Source organism: Actinocatenispora thailandica (assembly GCF_016865425.1).
Lineage (GTDB): Bacteria > Actinomycetota > Actinomycetes > Mycobacteriales > Micromonosporaceae > Actinocatenispora > Actinocatenispora thailandica.
The window spans coordinates 2,799,308-2,823,097 of the sequence record NZ_AP023355.1 but is presented as its reverse complement, the minus strand read 5'-3'; the positions used below and the strand labels follow the sequence as shown (position 1 = coordinate 2,823,097).

14 protein-coding genes, 1 tRNA gene and 3 pseudogenes are annotated in these 23,790 nt (G+C 70.9%); 5 read left to right on the top strand and 13 right to left on the bottom strand.

All coding sequences use genetic code 11. The annotated features are described in order from the left end of the window. Positions 1 to 69: 69 nt before the first annotated feature. The 11 genes and pseudogenes from Athai_RS12540 to Athai_RS12485 all read right to left on the bottom strand — a co-directional run bounded on the left by Athai_RS12540 (position 70) and on the right by Athai_RS12485 (position 14,078). Positions 70 to 1,659 (bottom strand): APC family permease, encoded by a 1,590-nt coding sequence (locus Athai_RS12540; protein WP_203961656.1) that lies wholly within the window; start codon positions 1,657 to 1,659, stop codon positions 70 to 72. Between the two features lie 535 nt (positions 1,660 to 2,194). Then, positions 2,195 to 4,959 (bottom strand): annotated as a pseudogene (gene polA / locus Athai_RS35250) (DNA polymerase I). Between the two features lie 216 nt (positions 4,960 to 5,175). Then, positions 5,176 to 5,927 (bottom strand): annotated as a pseudogene (locus Athai_RS12525) (amino acid ABC transporter ATP-binding protein). Between the two features lie 59 nt (positions 5,928 to 5,986). After that, positions 5,987 to 6,958 carry an amino acid ABC transporter permease gene (locus Athai_RS12520; RefSeq protein ID WP_203961655.1) on the bottom strand — a complete coding sequence of 324 codons (972 nt, stop codon included), beginning with the start codon at positions 6,956 to 6,958 and terminating at the stop codon, positions 5,987 to 5,989. Positions 6,959 to 6,964: 6 nt separating this feature from the next. Beyond that, positions 6,965 to 7,891, bottom strand: a complete 927-nt coding sequence (locus tag Athai_RS12515) for an ABC transporter substrate-binding protein (protein WP_203961654.1) — start codon at positions 7,889 to 7,891, stop codon at positions 6,965 to 6,967. Between the two features lie 46 nt (positions 7,892 to 7,937). Beyond that, positions 7,938 to 8,648, bottom strand: a complete 711-nt coding sequence (locus tag Athai_RS12510) for an ABC transporter ATP-binding protein (protein ID WP_203961653.1) — start codon at positions 8,646 to 8,648, stop codon at positions 7,938 to 7,940. After that, positions 8,638 to 9,378 (bottom strand): ABC transporter ATP-binding protein, encoded by a 741-nt coding sequence (locus Athai_RS12505; RefSeq protein WP_239157390.1) that lies wholly within the window; start codon positions 9,376 to 9,378, stop codon positions 8,638 to 8,640. Before Athai_RS12505 ends, Athai_RS12510 begins: the two co-directional genes overlap by 11 nt. A 109-nt stretch (positions 9,379 to 9,487) precedes the next feature. Continuing rightward, positions 9,488 to 10,534, bottom strand: coding sequence for a branched-chain amino acid ABC transporter permease (locus Athai_RS12500; RefSeq protein ID WP_420829828.1), 1,047 nt, complete (start codon positions 10,532 to 10,534; stop codon positions 9,488 to 9,490). Between the two features lie 98 nt (positions 10,535 to 10,632). After that, positions 10,633 to 11,583, bottom strand: coding sequence for a branched-chain amino acid ABC transporter permease (locus Athai_RS12495; RefSeq protein ID WP_203961651.1), 951 nt, complete (start codon positions 11,581 to 11,583; stop codon positions 10,633 to 10,635). Positions 11,584 to 11,725: 142 nt separating this feature from the next. Then, the gene (locus Athai_RS12490; RefSeq protein ID WP_239156890.1) at positions 11,726 to 12,883 is read right to left on the bottom strand and encodes a branched-chain amino acid ABC transporter substrate-binding protein; all 1,158 of its coding nucleotides are present in this window, start codon (positions 12,881 to 12,883) and stop codon (positions 11,726 to 11,728) included. A 571-nt stretch (positions 12,884 to 13,454) separates the two neighbouring features. Next, the gene (locus tag Athai_RS12485; RefSeq protein WP_239156889.1) at positions 13,455 to 14,078 is read right to left on the bottom strand and encodes an ANTAR domain-containing response regulator; all 624 of its coding nucleotides are present in this window, start codon (positions 14,076 to 14,078) and stop codon (positions 13,455 to 13,457) included. A 153-nt stretch (positions 14,079 to 14,231) separates the two neighbouring features. Between Athai_RS12485 and Athai_RS12480 the strand changes: the two genes are divergently transcribed. The 4 genes from Athai_RS12480 to Athai_RS12465 all read left to right on the top strand — a co-directional run bounded on the left by Athai_RS12480 (position 14,232) and on the right by Athai_RS12465 (position 17,043). Further along, positions 14,232 to 14,314: transfer RNA gene (locus Athai_RS12480), tRNA-Leu, on the top strand. A 52-nt stretch (positions 14,315 to 14,366) separates the two neighbouring features. Further along, the gene (locus Athai_RS12475) at positions 14,367 to 15,131 is read left to right on the top strand and encodes a sigma factor-like helix-turn-helix DNA-binding protein (RefSeq protein ID WP_203961650.1); all 765 of its coding nucleotides are present in this window, start codon (positions 14,367 to 14,369) and stop codon (positions 15,129 to 15,131) included. Between the two features lie 140 nt (positions 15,132 to 15,271). Continuing rightward, the gene (locus tag Athai_RS12470) at positions 15,272 to 16,246 is read left to right on the top strand and encodes an ATP-binding cassette domain-containing protein (protein ID WP_203961649.1); all 975 of its coding nucleotides are present in this window, start codon (positions 15,272 to 15,274) and stop codon (positions 16,244 to 16,246) included. After that, positions 16,246 to 17,043 (top strand): ABC transporter permease, encoded by a 798-nt coding sequence (locus Athai_RS12465; RefSeq protein ID WP_203961648.1) that lies wholly within the window; start codon positions 16,246 to 16,248, stop codon positions 17,041 to 17,043. The genes Athai_RS12470 and Athai_RS12465 overlap by 1 nt, the downstream gene beginning before the upstream one ends. Positions 17,044 to 17,073: 30 nt before the next feature. On the opposite strand, the pseudogene Athai_RS12460 reads toward Athai_RS12465, so the two are convergent. Next, positions 17,074 to 20,363 (bottom strand): annotated as a pseudogene (locus tag Athai_RS12460) (ATP-binding protein); the annotation flags it as partial. 311 nt (positions 20,364 to 20,674) lie between these two features. On the opposite strand from Athai_RS12460, the gene Athai_RS12450 reads away from it, so the two are divergent. Further along, positions 20,675 to 22,639: a glycoside hydrolase family 84 protein gene (locus Athai_RS12450; RefSeq protein WP_203961646.1), complete on the top strand. Its 1,965-nt coding sequence runs from the start codon at positions 20,675 to 20,677 to the stop codon at positions 22,637 to 22,639. A 233-nt stretch (positions 22,640 to 22,872) separates the two neighbouring features. On the opposite strand, the gene Athai_RS12445 is transcribed toward Athai_RS12450, so the two are convergent. Continuing rightward, positions 22,873 to 23,784, bottom strand: a complete 912-nt coding sequence (locus tag Athai_RS12445) for an acyl-CoA thioesterase (RefSeq protein WP_203961645.1) — start codon at positions 23,782 to 23,784, stop codon at positions 22,873 to 22,875. Positions 23,785 to 23,790: the final 6 nt, after the last annotated feature.

The window sequence follows — 23,790 nt, the reverse complement described above, 5'->3', positions numbered from 1 at the left end:
CCGGTGGCGGACACGGACGGGCCCGGGTGCGTCGCGCGCCCGGGCCCGTCCTTACCGTCGCCGAGCCGGTCAGGCGGTGGTCTCCTCGACCTCCACCTCGTCGTGCGGGGTCTGCTGGATCATCTCGTCGATGCGCTGCCGCGACATGCGGGTGGCCCACCCGAGCGCGTAGATGCCCGCAGTCAGCACCGCGCAGGCCACGAAGCCCCAGATCAGCCAGCTGTTACCGGCACCCTTGTTGATCATGTTGCCGATGAAGCTGACGATGGCGAGACCGGCCAGCCAGACGATCGTCCAGTACCCGTGCTTGAAGTCCAGTCCGCCGACCGACTTGATCTGCCCGGTCGCCTGGAACACCGCCAGCAGGATCAGGCCGACGATGATCGCGACGAAGAACTTCCAGTTGGTGTCCCAACCGGCCCAGAACACGATCAGGTTCGACGAGTAGAACGCCAGCACCGGGATGATGTGCCCGCCGGGCAGCCGGAACGGCCGCCTGCGGTCCGGCAGCTCCTTGCGCATGACGGCCCACACCAGCGGCCCGGAACCGAACGAGAGCACCGTGGCCGAGGTGACCAGGCCGACCAGCTGCTGCCAGCTCGGGAACGGCAGCAGGAAGATCACGCCCAGCACGAACGTGATGATCGTCGACACCCACGGCACCCCGGACCGGGTCAGCTTCGCGATGCCGGCCGGCGCGTTGCCGTTGCGGGCGGTCACGTAACCCAGCCGGGAGGTGACGGCGGTGTAGATCAGGCCGGTGTCACCGGGCGAGACGATCGCGTCGATGTAGAGCACGACCGCGAGCCAGGTCAGGCCGATCGCCTCGGCGATCGCGGCCAGCGGGCCGAAGTCGTTCTTGAACGCGAGGTCGGTCCAGCCGTGCGAGGTGGCCAGGTCGTGCGGGTTGACCGCGGCGATGAACGCGATCTGCAGCAGGATGTAGATGACCATGGTCAGCACGACCGACCCGACGACCGCGATCGGCACGTTGCGCTTCGGGTTGTTGGTCTCACCGGCCAGCTCGATGCCCTGCCGGAAGCCGAGGAACGAGAACGTGATGCCGGCGGTCGCGATCGCGGTGAAGATGCCGGAGGGGCCGGCCGGCGCGAAGCCGTGGCTGGTGAAGTTGGCCCCGTGGAACGCGGTGATCAGGAACATCACGATCACCAGCAGGATCACGACGAGCTTCCACCACACCAGCACGTTGTTGATCTGGGCGAAGTAGCGCACGCCCAGCACGTTGATGATGCAGAAGATCGCCAGCAGCGCGATCGCCACCACGATGCCGACCGGCTGCAGGGTGAACACGCCGCCGGCGTGTGCGGTGGTGAAGCCGGAGTAGTACTTCGTGGCGTACTGCAGGACCCCGGTGACCTCGATCGGCGCGACCACCGCCGCGGCGAGCCAGGTGATCCAGCCGAGCGTGTAGCTCGCGAACGTGCCGAACGCGTACTGCGGGAACCGGATCACGCCGCCGGTCACCGGGAACATGGTGCCGAGTTCGGCGAACGTCAGTCCGATCAGAATGATCATGACACCGCCGATCAGCCACGAGAAGATCGCGGCCGGACCGGCCTGCTGCGAGGCGCGCAGCGCGCCGAACAGCCAGCCGGATCCGATGATCGAGCCCACGCCGGTGAACAGCAGGCCGATCATCCCGATGTCGCGCCTGAGGTGGCGCCTGTCTGCCGAGCCGGGGCCCGGCGTCTGTCCTGTCGCGGCGCTCAATCCACGACCTCCTTGTCCGTCACCGACCGGGGCGCGCGGACGCCCACCGATCCGTACCTGCCGCAGTCGGGACCGGCGTCCCAGGCCGCTGCCATGCGTGATACCCGAGAAGACATGCGGATGATCAACAGGCACATTACTTCCGCTTAAGACAACTGAGAGTTATACGACTCCGCGTGTCTGCTCGCGACCGTGGATCTTGCCCCAGTTGACGCCGATATCTGTACGCTCCGGAACCAAATTGCGATGTTTATAGGAGTCTAATCGTATAATTCGGGCGCCACTGGCACGCGGGGTGACCACATGTACGATCTACAACGAGTAGGTAACGCGGCCGTTATCCGACCGGCAACGGAGCACAAGAAGCGCACGCCTCCACACCCAGGGTGGCGATTCGGGGGCCGACCGCGGCCCCGCCGGGCGCGGGCCGCGGCGCCCCTGCCGGTCACTGACCGCCGCGGCGTCAGTGGCCGGCGGTCGACCAGTCCGGCCCGACGCCGACCGACACCGACAACGGCACCGACAGGCTCTGCGCCTGCCCCATCTCGGCGCGCACCAGCTCCTCCAGCGCGGCCCGCTCCCCCGGCGCCACCTCGAACACCAACTCGTCGTGCACCTGCAGCAGCATCCGCGAGGCGAGCCCCTGCTGGCGCAGCGCGCCGTCCACCCGCAGCATCGCCAGCTTGATGATGTCGGCCGCCGACCCCTGGATCGGCGCGTTCAGCGCCATCCGCTCGGCCATCTCGCGGCGCTGCCGGTTGTCGCTGGTCAGGTCGGGCAGGTAGCGGCGGCGACCCAGCATCGTCTCGGTGTACCCGTCCCGCCGCGCCGCCTCCACCAGGCCGCGCAGGTAGTCGCGCACCCCGCCGAAGCGCTGGAAGTACTCCTCCATCAGCCCGCGGGCCTCGTCGGCGGTGATGCCGAGCTGACCGGACAGCCCGTACGCGGAGAGGCCGTAGGCCAGGCCGTAGTTCATCGCCTTGATCCGGCTGCGCTGCTCGGCGTCGACCGCCTCGGCCTCGACCCCGAACACCCGGGCCGCAGTCGCCGCGTGGAAGTCGGCACCGGACACGAACGCCTCGATCAACGCCTCGTCGCCCGACAGGTGCGCCATGATGCGCATCTCGATCTGGCTGTAGTCGGCGGTCAGCAGCTGCTCGAACCCGTCACCCACGACGAACGCGCGGCGCAGCCGCCGGCCCTCCTCGCTGCGGATCGGGATGTTCTGCAGGTTGGGATCGGTCGACGACAGTCGACCGGTCGCCGCCACCGTCTGCTTGAACGTGGTGTGGATGCGGCCGTCGTCGCTGACCGACTTGAGCAGCCCCTCCACCATCGACCGCAGCTTGGACACGTCCGCGTAGCGCAGCAGGTGCGGCAACACCGGGTGCTCGCTGGCCGCGTACAGCGACTGCAGCGCGTCGGCGTCGGTGGTGTAGCCGGTCTTGGTGCGCTTGGTCTTCGGCAGCCCCAGCTCCTCGAACAGCAGCTGCTGGCGCTGCTTGGGCGAGCCGAGGTTGAACTCCCGACCGACCACGTCGTACGCCGCCTGCGCGGTCGCCTTCACCTCGCCGGCGAAGTGCGCCTCCAGCTCCGACAGGTAGTCGGTGTCGGCCCCGATGCCGGTGCGTTCCATCCCGGCCAGCACCCGGCTCAGCGGCTGCTCCAGGCCCACCAGCAACTGCACGCTGCGACCGTCGGCAGCATCGCTCACCGCCGCGACCGGATCCGGCCCGGCCGGCTGTGCCGGCCCCACCACCTCCGCCAGTGCTGCCGCCGCGTCACCGCGGGCGGCCAGCTCGGCGAGCAGCGCCGGCGCGAGGTCCAGCGTCGCCCGCGCACGCAGCATCAGCTGCTGCTCGGCGGCCCGCTCCCCAACGCGTCGGCGAGGCCGTCGAGGGTGAGCTGACCGTTGTCCGGCTCGTCCGCCCGCAACTCGCGGTGCAGGTAGCGCACCGACAGATCCTCGAGGTCGTAGCTGCGCTGGTCCGGCCGGGCCAGGTAGGCGGCGAGCGCGGTGTCGGTGGCCAGGCCGGCCAACTGCCACCCGTGCGCCTGCAACGCCAGCAGCACCGGCTTCGCGTCGTGCACGATCTTCGGCCGGTCGGCGTCGGCGAGGAAGGCGGCCAGTGCCGCGTCGTCGGCCGCGTCCAGCTTCGTCGGATCGAGATGGCAGGCCGCGGCGCCGTCGTCGACCGCCAGCGACAGCGCGGTGAGGCTGCCCGTACCGCGGCCGAACGAGCCGGCCACCGCGACGCCCACCGGCACCCCGGGCCCGGCGTGCGCGGCGAGCCAGTCGGCCAGCCCGCCGGTCGCCAGCACCGTACCGGAGACGTCGAAGCCGGCCTCGGCCTCCGGCTCGGGCGCGGCCAGGTAGCTGTAGAGCCGGTCGCGCAGCACCCGGAACTGCAGCGTGTCGAACACCTGCGCGACCTGCTCGCGGTCCCAGCCGTGCCAGGCCAGATCGTCCGGCGCCACCGGCAGCGGCAGGTCGGCGACCAGCTCGTTCAGCTCGTGGTTGCGGATCACGTCGGCCAGGTGCGCGCGCAGCGACTCGCCCGCCTTGCCCTTGACCTGGTCGGCGGCGGCCACGATGCCTTCGATCGAGGAGTACTGCCCGATCCACTTCGCGGCGGTCTTCGGGCCGACGCCCGGCACCCCGGGCAGGTTGTCGGAGGTCTCGCCGACCAGCGCGGCGAGATCGCGGTAGCGCTGCGGCGGCACGCCGTACTTGTCCTCGACCGCGTCCGGGGTCATCCGGGCCAGCTCGGAGACGCCCTTCTTCGGGTAGAGCACCGTGACGGCGTCGCCGATCAGCTGGAACGAATCGCGGTCGCCGGAACAGATCAGCACCTCGAAACCGGCGCCGGCGGCCTCGGTGGCCAGCGTCGCGATCACGTCGTCGGCCTCGAAGCCCTCCTTGCTGACCTGCACGATGCGCAGCGCCGCGAGCACCTCGCCGATCAGGCTGACCTGGCCGTGGAAGTCGGCCGGCGTCTCGGCCCGACCCGCCTTGTACTCCGCGTAGCGCTCGGTACGGAACGATCGCCGGGACACGTCGAAGGCCACCGCGATGTGCGTCGGCTGCTCGTCGCGCAGCACGTTGATCAGCATCGAGGTGAACCCGTACACCGCGTTGGTGGGCTGGCCGGTGCTGGTGGAGAAGTTTTCCACCGGCAACGCGAAGAACGCCCGGTATGCGACCGAATGGCCGTCGATCAACAGCAGGCGTGGCCGGCCCGAACCGGCCGATCCGGTCGCAGGAACGGGGCCCGGCGCGGAACTCTTCGTGCTCGCAGTCACCTGAGTGACTGTAGCGTCGGCCACCGACAAAACCGACGGCGCCCGCGCCGGTCCGGTCCACCCCACGGCGAACGCGATCCGGCGCGGGCGCGGCACCCCGCCGCCGCCCGGCAGCGGGCACGCCGCGGGCGCCCGACCGGCCTACAGCACCTTGGACAGGAACGTCTTGGTCCGCTCCTGCCGCGGGTTCTCCAGCACCGCCGAGGGCGGCCCGGACTCGACCACCACCCCGCCGTCCAGGAAGACCACCGTGTCCGCGACCTCGCGGGCGAACCCGATCTCGTGCGTGACCACGACCATCGTCATCCCCGACGCGGCCAGATCGCGCATCACCTGCAACACCTCACCGACCAGCTCCGGGTCCAGCGCGCTGGTCGGCTCGTCGAACAGCATCAGCTCCGGCTCCATGGCCAACGCACGGGCGATCGCCACCCGCTGCTGCTGGCCGCCGGACAGCTCCGCCGGGTACGCGTCGCCGCGATCGCCCAGGCCGACCCGGGCCAGCAGCTCACCCGCGCGGGACCGGGCGTCGGCCCGGCGGATCCGGCGCACCCGGCACGGCGCCTCGATCACGTTCTGCTCCGCGGTCAGGTGCGGGAACAGGTTGAACCGCTGGAAGACCATGCCGATCCGGCTGCGCTGCGCGGCGACCTCCTTCTCCCGCATCTCGTGCAGCCGGCCGCCGACCTCGCGGTACCCGACGAGTTCGCCGCCGACCCAGATCCGCCCGGCGTCGATCTTCTCCAGGTGGTTGATGCAGCGCAGAAACGTGGACTTGCCGCCGCCGGACGGCCCCGTACGCAGGTGACCTCGCCGGCCCCGACCGTCAGGTCGATACCGCGCAGCACCTCGCTGCGGCCGAACGCCTTGTGCACGTTGTCCGCGACGACCATGTAACGGCCCGGATCGGCGTAGGTCCCCGACTCGGGCACGCCGGCGGCGTCCGCCTCGCTCATTCGTCCACCTCCTGACCGATCGCCCCGCCGGCACCGGCCGACCGCGCCCCCCGCAGCCGGACCGCCCGCGGCCCGTGCCCGCGGGAGAACCGCTTCTCCAGGAAGTGTTGCCCCACCATCAGCACCGAGGTCATCGCCAGGTACCAGATGCAGGCGGCCACCAGCATCGGGAAGATCGCGTAGGTCCGGGCACCGATGTGCTGCAGTTGGAAGAACAGCTCGGTGGTCGGCACGTACGCCACCAGCGAGGTGTCCTTGAGCATCGCGATCGTCTCGTTGCCGGTCGGCGGCACGATCACCCGCATCGCCTGCGGCAGCACGATCCGCCGCAGCAGCAGCGGCCGGCGCATCCCGAGCGCCTGGGCCGCCTCGGCCTGACCGGGATCGACCGACTGGATGCCGCCGCGCACCACCTCGGCCATGTACGCACCCTCGGACATCGCCAGCGCGAGCAGGCCGGCGGTGAAGCCGCTGAGCAACGTCACCGCATCCACACCGAACACCCGCGCGTGCAGGTTGTCGATGCCGAACAGCGCGCCGATCTGGTGGTCGAACGGCAGCCCGAACTCCAGCCGGCTGTACAGGATGCCCAGGTTGCCGTACAGCACGCACAGCACCAGCCGCGGCACCCCGCGGAAGAACCAGACGTACACCCAGGCGGCGCCGGCCAGGATCGGGTTCGGCGACAGCCGCATCACCGCCAGCAGCACGCCCAGCACGATCCCGATGACCATCGCGAGGACGGTCAGCTCGATCGAGGTCACCGCGCCGCGCACCACCGGCGCGGAGAGGATGTTGTCGAACAGCAGACCCCACTGGAACGCCTTGTTCGTCAGCAGCATGTGGACGAACATCACGGCCAGCACGGCGAGTACCACGACCGCCACCCAGCGGCCGGGGTGGCGCACCGGCACCGCCCGGATCGGCTCCGGCCGGGACCGGCCGGAGCTCGTCACCTCCGTCGACATCGTCGGCTACTGCGACACCGACGGGTTCACCGTCGGATTGTCGATCTTGCCGACCTGCACGCCCCAGTTGTCCAGCACCTTCGCGTACGTGCCGTCCGCCATGAGCGCCTTCAGGGCGCCCTGGATGGCCTGCGCGAACGCCAGCTGGTCCTTCTTGATCACGTACCCGTACGGCGCCGCCTCGTAGATCTTGCCCAGCGACTCCAGCTGCCCCTTCGACTGCTTCAACGCGTACGCCACGATCGGCGAGTCGGCGAGCATCGCGTCGTCCTTGCCCGACGCCACCGACGCGGTCGCCTGGTCCTGGCCCTCGTACTGGTCGATCTTGATCGCCGGCTTGCCGGCCTGGGTGCACTTCTTCGACCGGGCCTGGATGTCGTCGACCTCCACGGTGTCGGTCTGCACCGCGATCTTCTTGCCGCACGCGGCGTCCGGCGACACCTTCTGCGGGTTGCCCTTCTTCGTCGCCCACCAGATGCCGGCGGAGAAGTACGTGACCATGTTGGCCTGCTTCATCCGGTCCGCGTTGACGGTGAACGACGACACGCCCGCGTCGTACTTGCCCGATTCGACACCGGCGATGATGGTGCCGAACTTCGCCGACTCGTACTTGGCCTTCAGTCCCAGCTTCGCCAGTACCGCGTTGAACAGGTCGACATCGAAGCCCTCGACCGTTTTGCCGTCCGCCGCGAGGAACTCGTTCGGCGCGTACGACGAGTCGGTACCGATCGTGATCGTGCCCTTGCTCTTGATCGCGGCCGGTACCTTCGCCGCCAGCGCCTTGTCCACCGACACCTTCGGCGTCGGCGACGCCTTGCCCGTCCCCGAACCCGAGTTGCCGCCACTGCCGCCGCCGCAGGCGGCCAGCGTCACCGCCAGCACGGCCGCGACCGCGCCGACGCCCGCCCAGCGGACGCCCGACCTGCCAACCATCCTCATGACACCCTCCACATTTGCCGTCCTGGTCCGCCCCGGGCTGTTACGCGACGCCCAGGTAAGCCTCCTGGACCGTCGGGTCGGCGAGCAGCTCCGCGCCCGTGCCGGTGCGTACGATACTTCCGGTCTCCAGGACGTACGCGCGGTGCGCCAGGGAAAGCGCCTGTTGCGCATTCTGCTCCACCAGCAGGATCGTCGTACCCTGCGTGTTGATCTCCGCGATGATCGCGAAGATCTGCTGGATCAACATCGGCGCCAGCCCCATCGACGGCTCGTCGAGCAGCAGCACCTTCGGTCGCGCCATCAACGCGCGGCCGATCGTGAGCATCTGCTGCTCGCCACCAGACATCGTCCCGCCGAGTTGCTTGCGCCGCTCCGCCAACCGCGGAAACAGGTCGAACACCCGCTGCCGGTCCTCGGCGATGCCCGCCGCGTCCTTGCGCGTGTAGCAGCCCAGGTCCAGGTTCTCCTCGACCGTCATGCCCGGGAAGATGCCCCGACCCTCCGGCGCCTGCGAAATACCCGACACCACGCGCTGATCCGCCCGCATCCGGGTGATATCACGCCCCTGCAGCCGGATCCGCCCCTGCTGCGCCGCCCGCAGCCCGGAGATCGCGCGCATCGTGGTCGTCTTGCCGGCGCCGTTCGCGCCGATCAACGCCACGATCTCGCCCTCCTCGATGCCCAGGCTGATGCCGTGCAGGGCCTCGATCCGGCCGTAGGCCACGACCAGGTCTTCCAACTCAAGCAGCATCGTCCGGCACCCCCAGATACGCAGCGACCACCTTCGGATCCGACCGCACCGCCGCCGGCACCGCGTCGGCGATCTTGCGACCGAACTCCAACACCACGATCCGGTCGGTCACCCCCATCACCAGCCGCATGTCGTGCTCGATCAGCAGCACCGTCTGACCCCGGTCCCGGATCCGCCGGATCAGCTCCAGCAGCTCCTCCTTCTCCGCCGGGTTGAACCCGGCGGCCGGCTCGTCCAGGCACAGCAACGCCGGCTCGGTCGCCAGCGCCCGGGCGATCTCCAGCCGCCGCTGGTCGCCGTACGGCAGGTTGCGCGCCACCTGGTTCGCCGTCGACCCGATGCCCATCAGCTCCAGCAGCTCACGAGCCTTCGCCCGGCCCGCCTTCTCCTCCCGGCGATGCCGCGGCAGCCGCAGCAACGCGCCGGGCACGCTGGTCCGGTGCCGGGCGTCCGCGCCGACCAGCACGTTCTCCAGCGCGGTCATCTCCGGAAACAGCCGGATGTTCTGGAACGTACGGGCGATGCCCAACCGGGTGATCTGATGCCGGCTGCGGCTCACCAACGGCCGGCCGTTGAGCCGCACCTGACCGGTCGTCGGCTTGAACACCCCGGTCATGACGTTGAAGCAGGTCGTCTTGCCCGCACCGTTCGGGCCGATCAGGCCCAGGATCTCGCCCTCGTTGACCGCGAAACTGACATGGTCGAGCGCGGTGACGCCACCGAAGCGCATCACCACGTCGTCGACCTCCAGCAGCGCCCGCGTCTGCCGGGCCGCGCCGGTACCGGCCGCGGCCGGCGCACCGACGGAACCCTCGGCCGGCTCGCCGGTCGTGTCCACCTCAGACATTCGCGGTCGCCTCCTCCGCCGCCTCGTGTTTGCGGTCGGCCAACTCCACCGCGCGCCGTCTACTCGGAATCAGCCCCTGCGGCCGGAAGATCATGATCACGATCAGCGCGATACCGAACACCAGGAACCGCTTGTCGGCGAACCCGCGGAACCGCTCCGGCAGGTACGAGATGAGCACCGCGCCGAGGGTCACCCCGGCCAGGTTGCCCGACCCGCCCAACACCACCGCCGCGACGAACAGCATCGAGGTCAGCACGTCGAACGAGTTGGAGTTGATGAACCCCTGCCGGCTGGCGAACAACGCCCCGGACAGGCCACCCAGGCCGGCACCGATCGCGAACGCCCACAGCTTGAACTTGAACGACGGGACACCCATCAGCTCCGCGGCGTCCTCGTCCTCCCGGATCGCCAGCCAGGACCGGCCGACCCGGCTGGACTCCAGCAGCTTGACGCCGAACATGCAGATCAGTACCACCGTCAACGCCAGCCAGTAGAACGGCCGGGTGTCGATGATGCCGAAGACCGGATCGCCGTTGCCCCAGTGCCCCGGCGGCGCCGGCACGCTCGGGATACCGATCTGGCCCTTGGTGATCGACCAGTTGACCGCGATCAGCCGGACGATCTCACCGAAGCCCAGCGTCACGATCGCCAGGTAGTCGCCGCGCAACCGCAGCGTCGGACCACCCAGGATCACCCCGGACACCATCGACAGTGCGATCGCGATCGGGATCAGCATCAGCCACGGGTACTTCGTGGCGAGCGGCGAGGCGGGCGAGCCGAAGATCGCCACCGAGTACGCGCCGACCGCGAAGAACCCGATGTAGCCCAGGTCCAGCAGACCGGCCAGCCCGATCACCACGTTCAGCCCGACCCCGACCAGCACGTACACCGCGACGGTGAACAGCACCGAGGAGAAGTTCGTGTCCGGCGTCGGAATCAACGGAATCGCCAGGTTCGGCAGCAGGTAGAAGAACACCGCCACCGCCAGCCCGAACAGGATCCGCACCGGGCGGGGAATCGCCCGCCACCGCGACCGCATCGCGGAAAGGCCCGCCAACCGCCGGTCGTCGGCCGACCGCAACGCCGACATCACCGGGTTGTCCTGCCGCGCCTTGCCCCCACCGGGGCCCGAGCTCGTCATGCGCGCGCCTTTCCGAGCGACTCACCCAACAGGCCGGTCGGCCGGAACATCAGGATGACCACCAGCACGACGAACGCCACCACGTCCCGCCAGGACGTACCGAACAGCGCCGAACCGTAGTTCTCCACCAGTCCCAACGCGAGACCACCCAGCAGCGCGCCCCGCAGGTTGCCGATCCCGCCCAGTACCGCGGCGGTGAACGCCTTGATACCCAGCAGGAAGCCGATGTCGGCGCGAGTCACGCCGATCTTCAGGTTGTACAGCAGGGCGGCCGCACCGGCCATCACCCCGCCCAACGCGAACGTCAGCACGATCACGCGGTTCTTGTTGATGCCCATCAGCGCGGCCGTGTCCGGGTCCTGCGCCACCGCGCGGATGCCGCGGCCCAGCCGTGTCCGGTTGATGAACTGGTCCAGCACCACCATCATCACCACCGCGGCCACCACCACACCGAGGTCGACGTTGGTGATGTGCACGTTGCCGATCGTGATCAGGTTGGTGGTCTTGAACAGGTCCGGCATGCCGTACTGGTTGCGGCTGGTGATCACCCCGACCGCCTCGCTGATCGCCACCGAGGCACCGATCGCGGTGATCAGGAAGACCAGCCGCGGCGCGTTGCGCCGCCGCAGCGGCCGGTACGCCACGAACTCGACGGTCAACGCCGTCACGCCCGACCACACCATCGCACCGACCAGACCCACCAGCAGGTACACCACCATCATCGGCAGCGACGGGGTCGGGTCGTTCTCGTGCAGGCCCACCAGGTTCCAGGCCACCAACGCGCCGAAGGTGCCCATCATGAACACTTCGGAGTGCGCGAAGTTGATCAGCTTCAGCAGGCCGTACACCAGCGTGTAGCCCAGGGCGATCAACGCGTAGATCGCACCCTGGGACAGACCGGTGACCGTCAGGTCACCGATGTTCGAGAACAGGAAATGGAAATTCAACGACGCTCCACGGCGACAAGGCACCCACGGCGACCCGGCCACCGGCCAGCGCCATCAGGCACCGGCCGGCGACCCGGTACGGGCCACGAGCACGAAGGGCTGCCGCGGGGCCGGCGAACCACGCCACCGGCCCCGGCGGCGGTCAACTGGTGGCCTTGATCTCCTGGTCCTTGACGATCTCGCCGCCGGAGACCTTGTACGACCAGATCACGATCTCCGACTTCGCGATCTCGCCGGTACTGTCGAACTTGATGTGCTTGGTCACGCCGTCCTTGTCGTAGGCGTTGACGAACGCCAGCATGTCCTTGCGCGACGTCTTGCCGGCCGCGATCCCGTCCAGGAACACGTTCGCCGAGTCGAACGCCTCCGGGCCGTAGGTACCCGGCTCCTTGCCGAACGCCTTCTTGTAGTCGGCGAAGAACGTGCCCTTCGCCTCGTCACCCGGGATGCACGGGCAGGTCACCACGGAACCCTCCGCGGCCGCGTTGCCGGCACCCTTGATGAAGCCCTCGTCCTTCACGCCGTCGTCGGACACGAACGCCGCCTTCACGTTCGCCCCGCGCAGCTGCTTGACCAGCGGACCGGCCTCGGCGTAGTAGCCGCCGTAGAAGATCGCGTCCGCCTTCGAGCTCTTCACCTTCGCCACGGTCGCCTGGAAGTCGGTCTGCTTCGGCTGCACCGTGTCGGTGCTGACCACCTGCGAGCCCAGGCTCTTCTTGACCACGTCGGCCAGGCCCTTGCCGTACGCGGTGGTGTCGTCGATGACGAACACCTTCTTCGCCTTGACCGTGTCCTTGATGTAGGTCGCCGCCGCCGGGCCCTGGGCGTTGTCGTTGCCCAGCATCCGGTGGAAGACCTTCCAGCCCTTCTGGGACAGCGACGGGTTCGTCGCCGACGCCGAGATCAGCGGCAGCCCACCCTGGTCGAAGATGCCGTCCGCCGCCTCCGACTCACCGGAGAACGCCGGGCCCACCACGCCGACCACCTTCTGGTCCTGCACCAGCTGCTGGGCCAGACCGGGCGCCTGCTTCTCGTCGCCCTGCGAGTCCTTCGACTCCAGGGTCACCTTGCAGTCCTTGTGCTTCGCGTTGTACTGGTCGACCGCCAGCTTCACGCCGTTGTAGATGTTGATGCCCAGGTTCGCGTTCGGGCCGGTGCGCGCGCCGAAGAAGGCGATCTTCGAGTCGCACTTGCCTGCCGCGGACGCGCCGTTGTTCTGCTCGGCGCAGGCGCTCATCGCCACCACCGCCGACAACGCGACCGGAACCACCAGCCACGCTCGTCTCACCCTGACGTTCACGTTCTGCTCCGCCTCCCTCAAGGCACGCGCCCACTGGTTCCGCGGTGCCGGGACACGACGTACCTGGCAGGGCGCGAGCCTGCCTGTGTGGCGCGGAACGTATCCGAGGTGGCGACCCCACGGGAAGGTGAGCAGGCGATCGGACGTACCAAACCGTTATCTGCGGGACGCTCAGCGTCGACGCCGTCACCAGCAGAAACCGTCATTCAGCGGGACCAAACGGAGCGGATCGCGCCCCGCTCGACGACCCGCATCACGAAGATGTCACGACCACCTCGACGCCGCCCGGCGGTGGCCCCGCAGCACCGCCTGCGGCCGTCGGCGACGCCGTCGCGAGGGCCTGGCGGGACCGCGACACGGCCGTCGGCGAGGCCGTCCCGCGGGCACGGCGGGAACCGCCACGCGCCCCTCGGACAACCCCGTCGGCGGCCACGGCGACGCAGCCCTCGGGCGACGCCGTTCGGCAGGCACGATGGAAAGCCGCCCCGCGGCCGTCGGGCGACGCCGGTCGGCGGGCACGCCGCAACAGCCCGGCGGGCCGCACGCACCGCGGGCCGGACGACGGCGTGACTCAGGCCTCGGCGCCCTCGGGACTCCCGGTACCGCCCTCGGCGACGATGCGGTCCGCCACCTGGCGCATGGTCAACCGGTGATCCATCGCGGCGCGCTGGATCCAGCGGAACGCGTCCGGTTCGCTCATCCCGTACCGCGTCATCAGCTGGCCCTTGGCGCGGTCGATCGCCTTGCGCGAGTCGAGCCGCTCGCCCAGGCTCGCCACCTCGGCCTCCAGCGCCGCCAGCTCGGCGAACCGGGACAGCGCGATCTCGATCGCCGGCACCAGGTCGCTCTTCTGGAACGGCTTCACCAGGTAGGCCATCGCACCCGCGGCCTGCGCCCGCTCCACCAGGTCGCGCTGGCTGAACGCGGTCAGGATGACCACCGGCGCCAGCCGGTCACCGGCGATCTGCTCGGCCGCCGCGATGCCGTCCATGATCGGCATCTTCACGTCCAGGATCACCAGGTCGGGCTTGTGCTCGCGGGTGAGCCGGACCGCGGTCTCCCCGTCCCCGGCCTCGCCGACGACCTCGTAGCCCTCCTCGGCCAGCATCTCGGCAAGGTCGAGCCGGATCAGCGCCTCGTCCTCCGCGATCAGCACCCGCCGGCGGGCCGTCTCGCCCGTCTGTTCCGCACTCACGACTCGGCCTACCTCCGCCTCCCGGTCAAGTCTCCGACGGTGTCACGCACCCAACCCCGTCGACCACGCCACAGCCTAGCCGGTACGCTTTGCACGTCTGGATCTGAGGAGTCTTCCGCTACCGCCGGTGGATGTCCGTTTTTCCCGACAAATGCCGAGATGGTGGAATGGCAGACACGGAAGCCTCAAAAGCTTCTGCCCTTCGGGGCGTGCGGGTTCGAGTCCCGCTCTCGGCACCCTGGTCGTCACGCCGCGCCAACTGTCACACCGCGCGGGCAGGGTGCCATCATGCATCCGCCGGAGACCTATGAGCAGGCCGTGCAACTGCGCGAGTCAGGTCTGTCTCTCACCCAGATCGCACGTGCGCTCGGCCTCTCCCCCGGCACGGTCGCGCACTGGATCTACGGTTCGCGTGCCCGGCAGGCAGCGCGGCTGCACGCCGAGCGCCGGTTGCGCACCTGCGCCGGATGCACCCAGGATCCCAGCGACCTCGACGATCCCGACGCGTATGCCTATCTGCTCGGGCAGTACCTCGGCGACGGCCATCTCGTTACCAGTGCCAGGGTTCCCGTGCTCCGGGTCTCCTGTGCGAACGCCTACCCGGACATCATCGACGAGTGCCGGCAGGCCATGCTCAAGGTCCGCGCCAGGAGCGTCAGCATCGTGCCGAAGACCGGTTGCGTTTCGGTGCAGAGCTATTCGACGCATTGGCCACACCTGTTTCCGCAGCACGGCCCGGGACCAAAACACCGCCGCCGGATCCTCCTCGTCGAATGGCAGCAGGCTGTGGTGTGCCAGCAGCCTCGCGCTCTGCTCCGTGGTCTGATCCACTCCGATGGCTGCCGGTCGATCAACCGGGTGACCGTCCGCGGCAAGCAGTACGCCTACCCGCGGTATCTGTTCGGGAACGAGTCGGCGGACATCCTGGGCATCTGTGCGGCGGCCCTGGACCGGATCGGGGCGCGCTGGCGGTTCAACCGGCGCAACAGCATCTCGGTGGCCACCCGGGACGATGTCGCGCTGCTGGACGAGTTCATCGGGCCGAAGACCTGAGCCCCGGCCGGCGGTGCGGCGTCTCAGCGGGATGTGCGGGCGCTGTCAGCGGTCCGGGGCACGGTGGTCCGGTCGAGAGCTGCGGAGGGAACGGTGACGATGGGATACGCGGATGCGCGCCCGCCGGGCGGGTGGTTCCGGTGAGGTACGCGATCGAGGCCGAGGGGCTGGTGAAGCGGTTCGGCGCGACGACCGCGCTGGCCGGGGTGGATCTGGCGGCGCCGGCCGGCCGGGTGCTGGGGCTGTTGGGCCCCAACGGGGCGGGTAAGACGACCGCGGTGCGGGTGCTGGCCACGTTGATCCGGCCGGACGGCGGGCTGGCGCGGGTGTCCGGGTTCGACGTGGTGCACCAGGCGCATCGGGTGCGCCAGCTGGTGGCTCTGACGGGCCAGTACGCGGCGTTGGACGAGGGGCTGACCGGGGTGCAGAACCTGATCCTGGTGGGTCGGCTGCTCGGGTTGTCCCGGCGCGACGCGAGGGCCCGGGCGGCGGCGCTGCTGGCGCGGTTCGGGTTGTCGGATGCCGGTGGCCGGCGCGCCAAGACGTACTCGGGCGGGATGCGCCGCCGGCTGGATCTCGCGGTGAGCCTGGTGGGCCGGCCGAGCGTGCTCTACCTGGACGAGCCGACGACGGGGCTGGATCCGCACTCGCGCAACGAGTTGTGGTCGATCGTGCGCGGGCTGGTGGCGGACGGCGCCACGGTGCTGCTGACCACGCAGTACATGGACGAGGCGGATCAGCTGGCGGACGACATCGTGGTGGTGGATCGGGGCACGGTGATCGCGACGGGGACACCGGACGAGTTGAAGACCCGGACCGGCGGCCAGACGTTGGAGATCCGGCCGACGGATCCGAGTCGGGTGGACGAGGCGGCGGGGATCGTGGCGGCGTTGACGGGGGTACCGCCGGTGGCGGAGGGCGGTCGGCTGTCGGCGCCGGTGTCGGATCCGGCGCTGCCGGCGGCGGTGTTGCGCCGGCTGGACGATGCGGCGATCACGGTGACGGAGCTGGCGTTGCGGCTGCCGAGCCTGGACGACGTGTTCCTGTCGCTGACCGGCCATCGTGCCGAGGCGCCGGGCGGGTCGGTGGCCGAGACCGTGTCGGGGAGGGTGTGATGGCGAGCGTGGCGGTGCCGGCGGCGCACCGGTTGGGTCCGTGGACCGCGGTGCAGCACTGTTTCACCCTGGCCTGGCGCAACCTGGTGCAGTTGAAGTCGAATCCGGGTGAGCTGGCGGGTTTCATCATCCAGCCGTTGGTGTTCATCGTGCTGTTCGTGTACGTGTTCGGTGGTGCGATCGCGGGGACCTCGGGGTCGTACCTGCAGTACGTGCTGCCGGGGTTGATCGCCCAGTCGGGCGTGTTCTCGATCATGGCGACGGGTGCGGGGCTCAACCAGGACATCACGAACGGCGTGTTCGACCGGTTGCGGAGCCTGCCGATCGCGCGGTCGGCGCCGCTGGTGGGGCGCACGATGGGTGAGCTGGTGCGGTTCGCGGCGTCGCTGGTGATCCTGTTGGCGTTCGGGATGCTGATCGGGTTCCGGGTGCACACGAACCCGCTGGAGGTGGCGGCGGGGCTGCTGCTGGTGCTGGCGTTCGGGGTGGGCCTGGCCTGGGTGTCGATGTTGATCGGGTTGTTGGCGAAGTCGGCGACGACGGTGCAGCTGTTCTCCGGGGTGTTGATGTTCCCGATCACGTTCGGTTCGAACGTGATGGTGCCGACGAGCACGATGCCGGGGTGGTTGCAGGCGTGGGCGGACGTCAATCCGGTGTCGCACCTGTCGACGGCGGTGCGGGGGTTGTTGACCGGTACCCCGCTGGGTTCGTCGGTGTGGTGGTCGCTGGGCTGGTCGGTGTTGTTGACGGCGGTGTTCGCGCCGCTGGCGATCGCGGCGTACCGGCGCAAGGTGTGAGCTGGTGGGCCGCCGAGCCGGCGGCCCGCCCTACCGGTGGACGAGCGGGATCTGCAGGTGGCGGTAGATGCCGTCGAGGTCGAGTTCGGCGCCGTCGGCTCGGGCGCGGGCGTAGTCGTCGGCGCCGAGCCGGTCTCGGATCTCGTCGAGGGCGCGGCCGAGTTCGGCGTTGGGGCGGGTGCGGCCGGACCAGATGGCCTCCAGCGCGCCGGCGAGGGTGGCGGCTCGCCGCGGGTCGCGCTCGCGGTCGATCAGGATCAGCGTTTCGGTCAGCAGCGAGACGAGTGGCATGTCCAGGTGGGCGGCGCCGGCGAGCCGGCGCAGCCCGTCGCGGGCGAGTGTGGTGGCCTCGTCGGGCCGGCCGGCGTCGAGCGCGACCCGGGCCAGCCCGTTGTATGCCATGGCGGCGAGCTGCGGCGGCCGGTGCCGGGTGGCGGGGTCGTCGGCCCAGTCCAGGACTCTCCGGTAGCAGGCCCGCGCCTCGGCGTAGCGACCGCGGGCGCGGTGTACCTCGGCGCTGACGGTCTCGCGCTGGAACCACCATTCGTGCTCGCGGGTCCCGTCGGCGCGGTGGGTGCGCTCGCGCAGCGCGATCGCTTGGGCGAGTTCGGCTTCGGCGGTGTCGACGTCGCCGGCCCGGATACGGATGTTGGCGAGCCGGAGCAGGAAGCCGGGCTGTTCGCGGTCGGGGATGAAGCGGCGGGCGATGTCCCAGGCTTCGGTGAGGACCTCGGCGGCGCGTTCGGCGTCGCCGGCGACGACCAGGTGTTCGCCGTAGCCGACGAGCGCGGCGGACAGTCCCCAGCGTTCACCGAGGGCGCGGAACGCGCCGACGGCCGCGGCGAAGTCGTCGCCGGACTCGCCGATCGACCGGTACGCGTCCTGGACGAGGTTGGCGTGCAGTAGCCGGGCGGCGGCCGCGGTCCAGGGTTCGGCGTGGTCGATGAGGTCGCCGAGCCGGCGCCGGACGGCGTCGTGGTCGCCGGACAGCATGCCGGGTACGGCACTGCCGAGGGCGAGCAACGGCGGCAGCGGGCCCTCGGCGCGGGCGGCGTCGACGAGCTGTTCGAACCGGTCGACGACCGGGCGCAGCCGTTCGGGTTGGTGGCCGTGTTCGGCGAGCAGTTCGAGGTTGGCCCCGCCGTAGCAGACGGCGTACGCGGCGGCGAGGCCGTCGGGTGGTTCGGTGGGGGCGATCCGGTTGACCTCGCGCAGCCAGCGCATCGCGTCGTCGGCGTGGCCGAACAGGAACCAGTACCAGACGAGCGCCGCGCCGAGTCGCAGCGCGCTGCGCGGCTGGCGTGCGTCGATGGCGTACCGCAGGGCGGCGAGCAGGTTGTCGTAGTCGGCGGTGAGCCGGGCCAGGGCGGTTTCCTGTTCGGCGGTGCGCAGGATCGGTTCCTGCGTTTCGGCGAGTTGCCGGTAGTGGTGCAGGTGGGCGGCGCGGATGGCGCCGGTCTCGCCGGCTTCGGCGAGCCGGTCGGCCCCGTAGGCGCGCAGCGTGTCGAGCATCCGGTATCGGTTGTCGTCGCCGGCCTCGACGATGGACTGGTCGACCAGGCCGGTGAGCGCGTCGAGCAGCGCGGCGGCGGGCAGTACCGGGTCGGTGGCGTGGGGTGGGTCGGCGCAGACGGCGTCGAGCGCGTCGAGGCTGGCGCCGCCGGCGAACACGGACAGCCGGCGGGCCAGGGCGCGTTGCGGTTCGTCGAGCAGCTCCCAGCTCCAGGACACGACGGCCTGCAGGGTCTGGTGCCGGGGCAGTGCGGTGCGCTGGCCGCCGGTGAGTAGCCGGAACCGGTCGTCGAGGCGGTCGGCGACCTGGTCGGCGGTGAGGCTGCGCAGCCGGGCGGCGGCGAGTTCCAGCGCGAGCGGCGCGCCGTCCAGCCGGCGGCAGATGGCGCCGATGGCGGCGGCGTTGCCGGGGGTGACGGTGAACCCGGGCCGGACCGCGGCGGCCCGGTCGACCAGCAGCCGTACCGCGGGGCTGGCCTGGGTGGTGGCCAGGTCGACGCCTTCGGCGGGGGTGTCCAGCGGCGGTACCGGGTAGAGCTGTTCGCCGGTGATGCCGAGCGGGGCGCGGCTGGTGGCGAGCACGGAGACCTGCCGGCAGTGGGTGAGGATCGCCTCGGCGAGGTGGGCGGCGGCGTCGACGAGGTGCTCGCAGTTGTCCAGGATCAGCAGCAGCTGCCGGTCGCCGAGCAGGTCACCCAGCTGTACGGCGCGGTCGCGCAGGCTCGGGGGGCTGCCGGTGAGGGTGGGGGTACTCGCGCCGAGAGCGGCGAACACCGCGTGCGGCACGTTGACCGGGTCGCTGACGCCGGCGAGTTCGACCAGCCACACGCCGTCCGGGTAGGTGTCGAGCAGCGCGCCGGCGGCCTCGGTGGCGAGCCGGGTCTTGCCGGTACCGCCGGGCCCGGTGAGGGTGACGAGCCGGTTGTCGGACAGCAGTTTGCGCAGTTCGCCGACCTGCCGGTCGCGGCCGACGAAGCTGGACAGCGCGGCGCGCAGGTTGCTGCGCGGCGCGACCGGTCCGCCGGTCGTCGCTGTCGGCGCGGCGGTGGCGGTGTGCGGCGGCGCGGTGGCGGCGTCCGGCGCCGCGGTCTGGGCTGCCGCGAGGTCACCGCGGCGCGGCGGGTCAGCCGTGCGGGGAGCGTCGGCCGGGGTGGGCGGGGCCGTCTCGCCGCGCAGGACGGCGAGGTGGGCGGCGGTGAGGGCGGGGCCGGGGTCGACGCCGAACTCGTCGGCGAGCGCGACGCGGGTGCGCTGGTAGGCGGCGAGCGCGTCGGCCTGCCGCCCGGCGGCGGCGAGGGCGCGGACGGCGAGGGCGCAGAGCTGTTCGTCGAGCGGGTGTTCGCCGGCCGGGCCGGCGATCGTGGCCGCGGCCCGCTGCGGTGCGCCGGCGGCGAGCTGTGCCTCGGCGAGGTCGCCGAGCGCGGTGCGCCGGTCGGTGTCGAGCGCTTCGGCGGTGGCCGCCGCGTACGGGCGGTGACGTCGGCGAGGGCCGGCCCGCGCCACAGCCGCAGCGCCTGTTGCAGTCGTTGCGCGGCGCCGGTGGGGTCGCGGTGCCGCAGAAGGTACCGGCCGTCGCTGGCCAGGGTGGCGAACCGGCGGACGTCGACGGCGTCGGCGGCCACGTCGAGCTGGTAGCCGGCCGGTACCGACCGGATCGGGGTGTCGGCGGGTAGCGCCCGGCGCAGCCGGGAGACCAGGGACTGGAGTGCGTTGCCGGCGCCGGCGGGCGGTTCGTCGCCCCACAGCGCGGCGATCAGCCGGTCGGTGCCGACGGGCCGGCCGGCGTCGAGGGCGAGCCGAGCCAGCAGCGCGCGCAGCCGGGCGCCGGCGATGACGACGGCGCGGCCGGCGTGCTCGATGCGCACCGGCCCGAGCAGGCTGATCTGCACGGCAGCTCCTTCCGGTGGTCGATTGTCCCCCGCGGGGGCGTTCGGCTGCCGTGCCGGGGCGGGTTCGCGGTGCCGGTCGAGCACGAGAACGCTCGAGGCACCGTCATATCGAACAGATCTTGACAAGTCGGGCAGCGCGTGAGCTGATGGGACCGACCCGGCGTCGATGCCGCGCGCACGTCACGTCGCATCGCCCCCTCCCGCTGGGCGCCGCTGTCGCAGGAGGTCCCATGCGTGTGTTCCGCGCCCTACCCACTGCCGCCGCGATCCTGTTCGCCTCGGCAACCCTGTCGGCTTCGGCGGCCTCGGCCACCCCGTCGGCTTCGCTGGTCGGCGCTGCCACGCCGTCGGCGGCGGTCGGCTCGACCGCCACCGCGCGGGCACTGGTCCCCCGGCTCGCGCCGACCCCGCAGCAGGTGTCGCCCGGCCGCGGCACGCTTCCGGTGCCGTCGACGGTGACCGTGGTCGTCGGCTCCGGCGCCGACCCGGCAGCGCGTACCGCGTTGACCGCGACGCTGCGGGCGGCCGGGGCGCGGCAGGTGCGTACCGTGTCGCCGGCGCGGGCCGCGCCGGCTGGTGCGCTGACCGTGTACCTGGGTGGGCCGACGGAGAACGCCGCGACCGCCGGCGCGCTGGCCGGCCTGCACGCCGGCGGCCCGGCGGGGCTCGCGGCGCAGGGGTACGTGCTGGCCAGCGGTCGGGAGCACGGGCACGGCGTGCTGGCACTGTCCGGTGTGGATGGTGCCGGCACGTTCTACGCGGTGCAGACGTTGCGGCAGCTGATCAGCCACCACACGCTGCCGGCGGTGACGGTGCGGGACTGGCCGGCGATGCCGATCCGCGGGACGATCGAGGGCTTCTACGGCACGCCGTGGTCGCACGCCGACCGGCTCGACCAGCTCGACTTCTACGGCGCGCACAAGCTGAACACCTACGAGTACTCCCCCAAGGACGACCCGTACCTGCGGTCGCAGTGGCGCGACGAGTACCCGGACGCCCAGCTCGCCCAGCTGTCCGAGCTGGTGCAGCGGGCCGAGGCGAACCACGTGCGGTTCACCTACGCGCTGTCGCCGGGCCTGTCGGTCTGCTATTCGTCGGCCGACGACCTGGCGAAGCTGGTGGCGAAGTTCGAGCAGGTGTACGCGATCGGGGTGCGCTCGTTCAACATCCCGCTGGACGACATCAGCTACACGAAGTGGAACTGCGACGCCGACGCGCAGAAGTTCGGGACCGGTGCGGCCGCCGCGGGTGCCGCCCAGGCGTACCTGCTGAACGCGGTGAACGCGGCGTTCGTGGCCCGGCACGACGACGTCGCGCCGCTGCAGACGGTCGCCACCGAGTACTACGACGTGACCGAGTCGCCGTACAAGAAGGCGCTGCGCGATCGGCTGGACCCCGACGTGGTGGTGATGTGGACCGGCATCGGGGTGATCGCCCACCAGGTGACCGTCGAGCAGGCGCGGCAGGCGAAGCAGGTGTTCGGGCACGACATCCTGCTGTGGGACAACTACCCGGTCAACGACTACCTGCGCGGCCGGCTGGAGATGGCGCCGTACCTGCACCGGCAGGCCGGGCTGGCCGGCGTGCTGGCCGGCGACACCGCGAACCCGATGAACCAGGCCGCGGCGAGCAAGATCGCCCTGTACACGGTGGCCGACTTCTGCTGGAACGACCGCGCCTACGACCCGCAGCGTTCCTGGTCGGCGGGTATCGACGAGTACGCCGGTGGCAACCACCGGTTCGCCGCCGCGCTGCGCGCGTTCGCCGACGTGGAGTACCAGGTCCCGAAGATCACCGGGGAGCAGGCGCCGGAGCTGTCCGCGGCGATCAAGGACTTCTGGACCGCGTGGGCGGCGCACGACGCGCACGGCATCGCGACGTTCGAGCACCGGGTGGCCGCGTTCGCGGCGGCACCGGGGGTGATCCGGCAGCGTGCGGAGCCGTCGTTCGTCACCGAGACCGACCCGTGGCTGACCTCGATGGCCGCCTGGGGCCAGGCGATGACCACCGCGCTGGACCTGCTGCACGCCCGGCGCGCCGGCGACACCGACCGGGCCGCCGCCGACCGCGCCGCGATCGCCGACCAGGTGGCCGCCGCGACCAGGCCGGTCGACCCGATCGACGGTAAGACGCCGGTCAAGGTCGGTGACGGTGTCGTCGACCAGTTCGTCACCGACGCCCTCGGTGGCACCTGAGCTGGCATGGGGTCGCGCCGGCGCGACCCCACCGTCGGGCCCGTAGCTCGGGTTCGTAGCTCGGGTTCGTAGCTCGGGTTCGTAGCTCGGGTTCGTAGCTCGGGTTCGTAGCTCGGGTTCGTAGCTCGGGTTCGTAGCTCGAGTCCTTTGCTCTGGACACCCAGGTGCAACACGGGCGGTGCGTATGAGTGCGCAGAGCAAAGGGTGGCGCGAGCACACCGGTGGCGTTCCCGTCAGTCGCCGACGCGGCGCAGCAGACCCTCCTGGACGACGGTCGCGACGTGGTGGCCGTCGATGGTGAAGATGCGGCCGGTGGCGAGGCCCCGGCCGCCGGACGCCGACGGGCTGGAGCAGTCGTACAGGAACCACTCGTCGGCCCGGAACGGCCGGTGCAGCCACAGCGCGTGGTCGAGGCTGGCGCCGGCGAACCCGTCCGGCCCCCACACCTCGCCGTGCCAGGACAGTACGGAGTCGAGCAGGGTCAGGTCGGAGGCGTAGGTCAGCGCGCAGGCGTGCAGCAGCGGGGTGTCCGGCAGCCGGCCGGCGACCCGGAGCCAGGCCCGCTGGTGTACCTCGGCCGGCCGGTCACCGCTCTTCACCCAGCCGGGCTCGCCGAGGTAGCGCACGTCGACCGACTGCGGCACCCGGGACCAGATGCCGAGCCGCTCGGGATAGCGGGACATCCGTTCGGCCAGCGTCGGCACCGACTCCGGCGGCGGCACGTCGGCCGGCATCTCGGCCTGATGGTCCAGCCCGGCCTCGGCGCGGTGGAACGAGGCCGACATGAAGAAGATCGGTCGTCCGTGCTGGATGGCGGTGACCCGGCGCACCGAGAACGACCGGCCGTCCCGGATGACCTCCACCGAGTAGACGATCGGGATCGACGAGTCACCGGCGCGCACGAAGTAGCCGTGCAGCGAGTGCACGGTGCGGTCCGGGTCGACCGTCCGGCCGGCGCCGACCAGCGCCTGCGCCGCCACCTGGCCGCCGAACACCCGCTGCGGGGCCACCGCGGGGCTGCGCCCCCGGTACAGGTTGACCTCGATGGTCTCCAGGTCGAGCACGTCGAGCAGGTCGTCCACCGCGGCCTGCCCGGTCAGCTGCCCGGCACCGGGCCGGTGGCCCGGGTCGGGTGGGCTGGACACGCGCGC

Bases quoted from the DNA above. Each gene is read 5' to 3' on its own strand.
- Athai_RS12500 (WP_420829828.1), bottom strand. From the start codon at position 10,534: ATGCGGTCGCGGTGGCGGGCGATTCCCCGCCCGGTGCGGATCCTGTTC.
- Athai_RS12505 (WP_239157390.1), bottom strand. From the start codon at position 9,378: ATGCGCTTCGGTGGCGTCACCGCGCTCGACCATGTCAGTTTCGCGGTC.
- Athai_RS12515 (WP_203961654.1), bottom strand. From the start codon at position 7,891: ATGGTTGGCAGGTCGGGCGTCCGCTGGGCGGGCGTCGGCGCGGTCGCG.
- Athai_RS12465 (WP_203961648.1), top strand. From the start codon at position 16,246: ATGGCGAGCGTGGCGGTGCCGGCGGCGCACCGGTTGGGTCCGTGGACC.
- Athai_RS12540 (WP_203961656.1), bottom strand. From the start codon at position 1,659: ATGATCGGCCTGCTGTTCACCGGCGTGGGCTCGATCATCGGATCCGGC.
- Athai_RS12450 (WP_203961646.1), top strand. From the start codon at position 20,675: ATGCGTGTGTTCCGCGCCCTACCCACTGCCGCCGCGATCCTGTTCGCC.
- Athai_RS12510 (WP_203961653.1), bottom strand. From the start codon at position 8,648: ATGCTGCTTGAGTTGGAAGACCTGGTCGTGGCCTACGGCCGGATCGAG.
- Athai_RS12520 (WP_203961655.1), bottom strand. From the start codon at position 6,958: ATGTCGACGGAGGTGACGAGCTCCGGCCGGTCCCGGCCGGAGCCGATC.
- Athai_RS12475 (WP_203961650.1), top strand. From the start codon at position 14,367: ATGCATCCGCCGGAGACCTATGAGCAGGCCGTGCAACTGCGCGAGTCA.